Source organism: Bartonella sp. CL25QHWL, assembly GCF_042195335.1.
In the GTDB taxonomy this organism is placed as follows: Bacteria; Pseudomonadota; Alphaproteobacteria; order Rhizobiales; family Rhizobiaceae; genus Bartonella.
In genome coordinates, this window is record NZ_JBHIOE010000023.1 from 1 (window position 1) to 7,937 (window position 7,937).

A 7,937-nucleotide genomic window follows, 5' to 3' on the forward strand; every position below is an offset into this window, starting at 1 on the left:
TTATTGGATTTTTACGAACATCACATAAAGTTTTGATATTGTTTTCTATGAGACAACTAAGATAATTCTCAAGGGACTTACCTTCATAGCCAATGGTAAAAAAACAAAATTCCTCATCTTTAGCAGGCTGTATGATAATATGTTTGGTGTTACACACGTTTAATTTCCTTGGTAAATGGGTGGGGGTGCTGGGAGGAGAGAGCACCCCCATAACGTCAAGCGGCTTTTGTCAAAATCTTTTGCATCTCTTGTTCTATTTCTGCTAAAAAAGCTTCGACCGCTTGATTAATCTGTTCAATGTGTTCTTCATCACGGTGAATGCGTTTGATTTTCATGCGTAAGTATGTTGATTGCCTCGTAAAACGTGGGTCATAACTGATAAAATCACACCATTTTCGTCCCGTACAAGCCATTTGGAATTGTATTTGCGCGCTATATTCAGGCTTTATAGTGTCATCTATAAAGAAGCGTAAATGGTTTGGTGATTGTGGACATTTGACTTCAACTAAACCGTCATCACCAACAAACCCATCAGGACTAGCACCAGCCATTTTGATTGTGGGGTGTTGTATGAAACCACACTCTATGATCTCTGTATCATAAATAAATGCATATTCTTTCAAGGCATCTTCTTCATGTTCAATGCCCCATTGCATAGCCGGCGTTGGATAAGATTGGCTTACTTCACCAGTTAAACGTTCTGTTATAAGTTTGATTTTGTAGTCTTCATATTTGTTTGTCGGCATTCCCTTTGCTGTTTTACTCAGTAGGTTGTAAACGTTTGAAGCGGTGACTTTTCCCAAGCGGGCCTGAAACCATTGTGCTGTTCTTTGTTCCATTTCACACCGCCGTTTGTTGTTGAGTTGGTGCATATTCAATATCTTGTATAGGTGCATCTAATTGCTCTTGTTGTGCTTTATTCATTTGCTTTCGCTGCTTTTTTTTCAAAGCAAACAAAGCGGTTTGTGCTTGTTTAAAAGACATATCTTTTAGATTTTTTACTCCTATGAAAGAGAGAAGCCTACTTTCTTCAGATTGTGTTTTTTTAATTAATTCTTTGATTTCATTCATCTGTTCAGAAGAGATACCCGCAAGAAGTGTTATTCCATCTGTATCGTCTTCTTTTCTTGCAACATTAAGAAGCATGCCTAAGAGATATCTACGTGCGTAGCTTATAGTAGAACCAACCGCTTGTGTGTTATTTTTGCTTCCCGTAGCATCAATGGGAAATGTTCCTTGTGTTGATATTTCATTGCCCGATATATGCTTTAAAGTCATTTCTACAGTTATGTCATTTGAACTCTGGTCTTTGATACGAGAGAACAAGGCAAAGTGATGTTTTGCAAGAGGTTCTTTAATAGCATCAATATATTTATCAAGCGTTGTATAGAGGCTTTTAGTATGTGTATTAATGGCATTTTGTTCGATATTTTTATATTCCACTTGTATAGCAGAAAGATCACGGACAAAGTTTTGACACTCTTGTCGTTCTATCTCCTTTTCTCGCAATTCAAGAAGACGCTTGAGACGATCCATATCGACATCATTTTCTAAAGCTCTTTCTAAAATAAGCTCCATAGCTGTAGGTTTGATTTCACAATCGTTCGTTTTTTCCACTAATTCCATTTGTGTGGTACTTAGTTCACTCATCTTGATTTCCTCCTATTTGAGCGCAATTCACCCGTGGCGTGAATCACGCATGTGTTAAAAGTTGGTTTGGTTGTTAGAGTTTGGATTTTATAGGCTGCATTATGTCTTCAGAAATTATGGTATCTACATAAGGCTCGTCTTTATACCCAGAGATAGTGATACAAAGTTCACCTAGATTGTGAGTATTTCTCACAACTAACTGTGCACACAAGGTAGGTTTAATTCCATATTTATACATGATTTATTTTTTCTCGTTTGTTGTGATACGGCTTTCTCCGCAGATCTCTGAATCTCCGTAAATTTTTGCGTCGCCATAAACTCTTGCATTGGGATAAACAATTGCATTTCCGTAAATCTGTGCGTTTTCAAAAATGCGACCACCACCATATACTCGGGCGTTATTATAAATTTTTGCATTGTCATAAATTTTTGAACCCCAAGTAACACAAGCATTATCATAGACCCAGCAATTGCCATCATGAGAGAGATTGCTTTCATTTTCTATAAAGCCCCCAAGGTCCCCAGCCTTAACATCATCAAAATCTCTTAAAGCACGAATGCGGTACAATGTATGGCAACTTACAATATCGGTGGTTTCATTAGTCAATTCGTATTTTTTCACCATGCTTTTTCTCCAGTGGACATGACGTTATCGCCATCAATATCCGCATCACGATAAATTTTTGCGTCGCCATAAATACGTGCATTACCGGAAACTGTTGCCATTCCATAAACTTCGGCAAAACCGTAAACATATGCATTATGTTTAATTCGTGCACTACCATAAACTTCAGCATCATCATAAACTTGAGCATTATCGTAAACGCAAGCACAAGATAAGACGAATGCATTACCACCTACCCAGCAATTACCATGATGCGATAGGTTGTTTTCATGTTCTATAAAGCCGCCTAAATTACCTTTTTTAATAACTCCAAAGTCTCTTAAAGCGCGGATACGGTGAAGAGTTACCCCTTTAAACTCAGCTTTCTCATCAGTAAGTTCGTACTTCTTTTTTATCATAATAACCTCCTCTTAATGCATGGTTTGTCTTTTAAGCTCTTGAGACAGCACACCAATTCCTTTTGCTGTGATTTTTGCGCAAGGAATGACTTTTTCTATTCCACTTGCGGTTTGAAGTGTGATGGTTGGACAATCCATAAGTTTCTTTTGGATTTTGTCTTGATAAGGAAGCAAATTTCCACCTGCTGCTCGTCTGTAAACCCAACCTTTTTTCTGTAAGAAGAGAATGAACTGTTTTGGTTGCATCTCGAGTATTTTAGCGGCTTCTGTAAGACCGAAGAGTCCATTATGGCGCTGTAAGCTTTCAAGAGCCATTGCCTTTGGTTTTAAATTTGCAATAATGTTATCTTTTTGTTCATTTTCATTTTTGAGATACGTTAAAACACCAAGCATAACTTGAGGGCTTGAGTAGTCGATTTGTGGTATTACTGCTTGCTTTTCCAATTCTTGCCAACGGTCTATAATCCTAGCACGTAATGTCATGCTGTAACCGGAAACTAAGATAAGGCATTCACGCTTAGGGAGGTTGTAACAGTTCTGGGGCTTACCCTGTTTATCTAAATAGGTGGATCCAAATTTGGATTGACCCCCTTCAGGATATAATTCTCCTAACATTTGTCGAATATCACGCATAATATGCGCATGTTGCTTACCGCATAACTCTGCAATTTCACGACTAGACATCGTTTGAACTGTTGTGTTTTGAAAATTTCTTTCAGATGTTGTGATAAAATTATGCATGCTTCACTCCGTTCGTTGTGACAACATTGTCATTGTGCTTAATTTGCTGTCTTAGATGTCTTAAGAAATCTTCTAATGTTTCAGGATTTGAATAATCGATTTTTGAATTTGCTTTTTTTTCGCATTTCAGAAAATATTGACGGGCTTGTTTACCTTTTTCATTACGCTCTACCATGGCGAGCTCTTTTGCCATGTCTAATGTGAGGTGATAGTCTATAGCTGTAACAGCTCTAGATTTTGCGCTCCCCAATTTTGGGGACCGCAAATCTTGTGTTTTTATGAAATCAGTTCCCTCTTCAAATTCATATTGATGAATACGGTCCTTAATCCAAGTAGAGAAATCTTTCCCAATTTCCAAAAATTCATGCAATTCACGAGCGTTGACCGTTTGAACGGTTTCGTGTTTGATTGTATTGTGCTGGATAGCAATAGGCTTTTCCATTACGAACCTCATGTTGATGGGATTGATGAATGAAAGGAGGCGCTTTTAAAAGCGCCCTTTAGAATTTTTAAAGCACATCACAAGGACGCAAACGGTGTTGTTGTTCGTAAGTACCGTAAATCTCATCATTATATTTTTCGTCTGCGATCTCGTCTAAAAGTCTATTGTAAACATCACTTTCACGTATAAAGTAATGAACCTCACTATCTTCATCGAGACGTTCAATATTTTCTTTTACATATGCCTCTGCGATCTCTTCAGAAATATCTTCACAGTTCTTTTCAGAAGGATTGATGCGAAAGATTTGGATTGCATCATCTGCCTCATCAACAATGCTTAGAATTTGGCTTTTATCCAGTGGTCCAGACCGACCAATGTTTTGATCATCATCATAGACAACTAATAAAATTTCATCAGAATTTATAAGAATTGGATTTTCCATAATTTTTCCTCCCTAACGCCTCTTGGCGATTGTTTGTGCGTGGTTTATGAGATGTTTATACCATTATGGTAGTGTTGAGTCAATACCAAAATGGTTATTTTTTTTATTTTATATTTGGAAGGGGTGAAATAATGGATAAAAATCTATTGATTGATGAAAAAATATTAGCGTTTTGGAAAAAATTAACAGAGGATGAAAAAAAGAAATTTATTATTTCTTTTCTTGATAAAATGAAGAAAGAAGATCAAGAAGTTTAACTTTGTTATCATAACTTAGATGTTCGAGCATATCTTCTATTTGTGCATCTAAGTTATTTGTCTCCTGTTCTGAAAACATCAATTGTTTAGGGGTAACGGATAAGTGAGGTGCTAAACGTATAGCCCATTCTTTTGTTAATTTCCGATGACCATTTTCTAAGCGAAAAATCTGTGGTTGACTCGTACCTGCTAATTCAGCTAACTTTTTAGAGCTTAAGCCCATTTTCTCTCTGAAAAATTTTAAGTTATTCATGATTCTTATCCTATAAAAAAAATTTTATCTTTCAAATACCAATACGGTAAAAATCTCTTGCATTAAAAATACCGCTATGGTATGATTTGGGAATGTTTAAGCTAAAATCATATTTATTGAAGAATAATATTACTTACGCTGAGTTTGCAGCCTCTATAGGTGTTACACAGACATCAATAGCGCGTTACATAAATAAGAAGAGATTTCCTCAGCCTAGGATAATAAAGCAAATAGCAAAGATTACGGATAATTATGTAAGTCCTAGTGATTGGTATCAAGAAAATTTTACTACTGCAATACAAGAAAAAGCAACGCCTGCTTTTGTCAATGGTTCCACTGTTTGCATGAAGCCATGTGAACAAAATGAAATGACGAAGCTTCAATATGAAGAAAGGAAATAAAAATGGATTACGGTTTAGCAATATCATTACTGTCCATATCGGTTATCGTTTTGAATATAATTGTATTTTTTCACTGGTACAACAATAGATAGAGGAAGGAAATTAAGATAACTAAAGATTTAGGTCTTACAGCTTGTTTTTAGTGTGTAGCTATTTATTTCATTTTTTATTTATCGCGAATGAGGGAACGATATAGAGCACGTTCTGTCTTGGATATCTTAGCCAAAAAATTCAATCTTTGCGTCTCTGAAAAACGAAAAAAGCCAATGCAATAAAAAGCTTTAAGTGTTTTATTGGGATAGTTAGAGGAAGTGTGTTCTAAAATAATGTTTATAGGATTTACTACATTTGGTTGCATAGCTTGAATAGTCAGTAAAATTGTAAGTTCATTCTTACTTTCGACATTAAATAGATCAAATGTGCTCTCTGGTTCCGGTTTTAACTTAGGGTGCATTAAGTTGATGTGTTTAGGTTTTATAGGAATATTGATGCTTGGTTCTCTAATAATTCCGGGATTTGGATTGGGATAGACGGCTTCGACAAATTGAAACGGACTTTTGGGATCTAGCCAAATATTATTTATCTTAATTGCTTGTTTTGTGGGATTGTAGGAGGTTAAATCTACTTTGAATGTGGGATTTTCATTTGGATCGTAAGGTACGTTTGCTAGTGTTTTTGTATAATTAATTTGTAATTTAGGTCCTAGAGCTCGTTGTTTGTTTTTTCTGTATCCTGTCCAAACTGAAACACCAGCATGAATAGTTGTAGCAGTGATAGAGATTATAGAAAAGTATTCAAATATCGTTAACATTCTTTCCCCCCATTTCGAAAATAATTACCGTTGAACGGCTTTGTAAAAATAATTTTTAATGGAATAGCAAATGACTAACACGATTCTCTGTCTTGATCTAGGTACTAAGACAGGCTGGGCGATATGTTCCAAAGGGCATGCGCTTAAAGACGACAACGAAGCAGATGCTTTAGCAATTTTATATTTAATGAAAGAAGGGGGCGCGCATGTCTAATGCAATGCCATGGATAAGATTCCATTTGTATGACTGGATAAGTGGTACAAATGGAATGACATCTGAACAACGGGGGGTTTATATAACCCTTCTCGTTTACATGTATGAAAAAAAAGAACCACTTAAAACAGATTTTCAAACGCTTGCACGCGTTTGTCATTGTTCGCAGAAAAAATTTGCAGCTATTGTCGAATATCTCATGAGAAATAATAAACTTGTTGAGACAGATAATGGATTGTGGAATACGCGCGTTGAAGAAGAACTAAAAGATTTTTCTGATAAAAAAGAGCACATATCGCAAGTTCGTAGTGAAGCTGGTAAAAAAGGTGCGCAAGCAAAAAATAATACAAAACAACATGTTAATAATTTTGCTGAAGCAAATGACAAGCAAAACGTTTTTTTTGCTGAAGCAAACGCTAAGCAAAATCAAGCTATAAAGAACCAGAATAAGAATATATATAAAAAAACTAAAACTAACGTTTTAGCAAAAAAAGAAATTGGTTCTGAAAGTTTAGAAACAAACGAACAGGTTGACAAGCCAACAGAGGGTGCTGCTGTTGAGACCACATCAGAGCAAATCACAACGGGTGTAGAAAACCAACCTCCCATTCACGAGCAAGAGAACGTTCCCAAAAAAGCAAAACGAGCGCAAGCTAATCGCGGTTGTCGATTGCCTACGGATTTTGAACCCGATTACGATTTTGCCATTGCAGAGGGCTTGCCTCCAGAGCGCGTGAAAGTCGAAATTGCAAAGTTTCGAGATTTTTGGAAAGCCTGTGCAGGAAAGAATGCTATCAAACGTGATTGGCAAGCAACATGGAGAAACTGGGTGCGAAAGGCTATCGAGGTTTTAGAAAAAACGAAAAACACGAACAACAATGGTGGAAACAATGGAAATTACACTCAAAAGCAAAAAAGCATTGGGGAACGTATCGCAGACAGTCTCCTTGATATCGGAAATCGAGGGTATTTTGAAACACATTCATGCGATGATACATACCTCCGAGCGGTCCGTTTGTTTTGAAGGATGGCAGCCAATTAACGAAACAGCAGGAATCGATTGCTTTAGAGGCTGGTGATCAATTGCAAGAGCTCTTCGCAGTGAAAGCAGGTAAAGAGGATATAGCAAAAGCAATTCGCATGCTGTCGTGTGGTTTGAAAATAGCACAACAATCAGACCATGAGGGAATGGCGTTGATCTATGGAATGGTTTTGGAAAATGTCTCTGCATGGTCACTGATGACAGTGGTCAAACGGATTTTATGTGATGAAATAAATTGTTTATCCGATACGTTTTTTCCGAGCACACGAGAACTTGTCAGGTTGTGTCGTGATTTGGAAAACGATCTTTTGAGAAAAGTCAATTTTGTACGCAATGCTGTTTTGAGATTCCGTGAAAAGGAGTTGAAAGAACAAGCAGCGAAAGAGCATTCAACGCCTATAACGCTTGTTCACAAGCAAGAGCTTGAAGAGACTTTAAATGGCATTGGTGGGATAATGAAACGCTTTGGTCCACAGCAAACTAGTGAAAAGTGCTGATCATTTTACGATTAGGTATGTGTTTAAATCGACAAAAAGGCACCGTACAAAGCGATTTAAAGATTTTACGATTAAAAACATATCTGCAATATAAAACGCTCTGTACGGTCAAATTTTAGGTAAATAGACCAATTGGTAAAATTATGGACTAAAAACATGAGAAT

General features: G+C 36.6%; 13 protein-coding genes. 4 read left to right on the plus strand and 9 right to left on the minus strand.

Annotation, left to right across the window (positions count from 1 at the left end):
- Positions 1-215: 215 nt before the first annotated feature.
- The 8 genes from ACFILY_RS08550 to ACFILY_RS08585 all read right to left on the minus strand — a co-directional run bounded on the left by ACFILY_RS08550 (position 216) and on the right by ACFILY_RS08585 (position 4,808).
- Positions 216-839: a lambda exonuclease family protein gene (locus ACFILY_RS08550; protein ID WP_273790348.1), complete on the minus strand. Its 624-nt coding sequence runs from the start codon at positions 837-839 to the stop codon at positions 216-218.
- A 1-nt stretch (position 840) separates the two neighbouring features.
- The gene (locus ACFILY_RS08555; RefSeq protein ID WP_273790347.1) at positions 841-1,650 is read right to left on the minus strand and encodes an ERF family protein; all 810 of its coding nucleotides are present in this window, start codon (positions 1,648-1,650) and stop codon (positions 841-843) included.
- 241 nt (positions 1,651-1,891) lie between these two features.
- Complete coding sequence (locus ACFILY_RS08560; RefSeq protein WP_273790346.1) at positions 1,892-2,275, minus strand: hypothetical protein; 384 nt, start codon at positions 2,273-2,275, stop codon at positions 1,892-1,894.
- The gene (locus ACFILY_RS08565) at positions 2,269-2,673 is read right to left on the minus strand and encodes a hypothetical protein (protein WP_375637861.1); all 405 of its coding nucleotides are present in this window, start codon (positions 2,671-2,673) and stop codon (positions 2,269-2,271) included. The genes ACFILY_RS08560 and ACFILY_RS08565 overlap by 7 nt, the downstream gene beginning before the upstream one ends.
- Positions 2,674-2,685: 12 nt before the next feature.
- Complete coding sequence (locus ACFILY_RS08570) at positions 2,686-3,414, minus strand: Rha family transcriptional regulator (protein ID WP_375637860.1); 729 nt, start codon at positions 3,412-3,414, stop codon at positions 2,686-2,688.
- Positions 3,407-3,856 carry an antA/AntB antirepressor family protein gene (locus ACFILY_RS08575; RefSeq protein WP_375637859.1) on the minus strand — a complete coding sequence of 150 codons (450 nt, stop codon included), beginning with the start codon at positions 3,854-3,856 and terminating at the stop codon, positions 3,407-3,409. Before ACFILY_RS08575 ends, ACFILY_RS08570 begins: the two co-directional genes overlap by 8 nt.
- 67 nt (positions 3,857-3,923) lie before the next feature.
- A complete protein-coding gene (locus tag ACFILY_RS08580; protein ID WP_375637858.1) occupies positions 3,924-4,298 on the minus strand; it encodes a hypothetical protein in 375 nt (124 codons plus the stop codon).
- A gap of 210 nt (positions 4,299-4,508) precedes the next feature.
- The gene (locus tag ACFILY_RS08585) at positions 4,509-4,808 is read right to left on the minus strand and encodes a helix-turn-helix domain-containing protein (RefSeq protein WP_015856266.1); all 300 of its coding nucleotides are present in this window, start codon (positions 4,806-4,808) and stop codon (positions 4,509-4,511) included.
- Between the two features lie 92 nt (positions 4,809-4,900).
- Between ACFILY_RS08585 and ACFILY_RS08590 the strand changes: the two genes are divergently transcribed.
- On the plus strand, positions 4,901-5,209 hold the full coding sequence (locus ACFILY_RS08590) for a helix-turn-helix domain-containing protein (protein WP_375637857.1): 309 nt from the start codon (positions 4,901-4,903) through the stop codon (positions 5,207-5,209).
- 166 nt (positions 5,210-5,375) lie between these two features.
- On the opposite strand, the gene ACFILY_RS08595 is transcribed toward ACFILY_RS08590, so the two are convergent.
- Positions 5,376-6,020: a hypothetical protein gene (locus ACFILY_RS08595; RefSeq protein WP_208438211.1), complete on the minus strand. Its 645-nt coding sequence runs from the start codon at positions 6,018-6,020 to the stop codon at positions 5,376-5,378.
- Positions 6,021-6,090: 70 nt separating this feature from the next.
- On the opposite strand from ACFILY_RS08595, the gene ACFILY_RS08600 reads away from it, so the two are divergent.
- From ACFILY_RS08600 to ACFILY_RS08610, 3 genes are read left to right on the plus strand one after another with little or no spacing between them, the layout of a single operon-like run.
- Complete coding sequence (locus ACFILY_RS08600; RefSeq protein ID WP_375632884.1) at positions 6,091-6,234, plus strand: hypothetical protein; 144 nt, start codon at positions 6,091-6,093, stop codon at positions 6,232-6,234.
- Positions 6,227-7,258, plus strand: a complete 1,032-nt coding sequence (locus tag ACFILY_RS08605) for a DUF1376 domain-containing protein (protein ID WP_375637856.1) — start codon at positions 6,227-6,229, stop codon at positions 7,256-7,258. Before ACFILY_RS08600 ends, ACFILY_RS08605 begins: the two co-directional genes overlap by 8 nt.
- The gene (locus ACFILY_RS08610) at positions 7,255-7,773 is read left to right on the plus strand and encodes a hypothetical protein (RefSeq protein ID WP_375637855.1); all 519 of its coding nucleotides are present in this window, start codon (positions 7,255-7,257) and stop codon (positions 7,771-7,773) included. The genes ACFILY_RS08605 and ACFILY_RS08610 overlap by 4 nt, the downstream gene beginning before the upstream one ends.
- Positions 7,774-7,937: the final 164 nt, after the last annotated feature.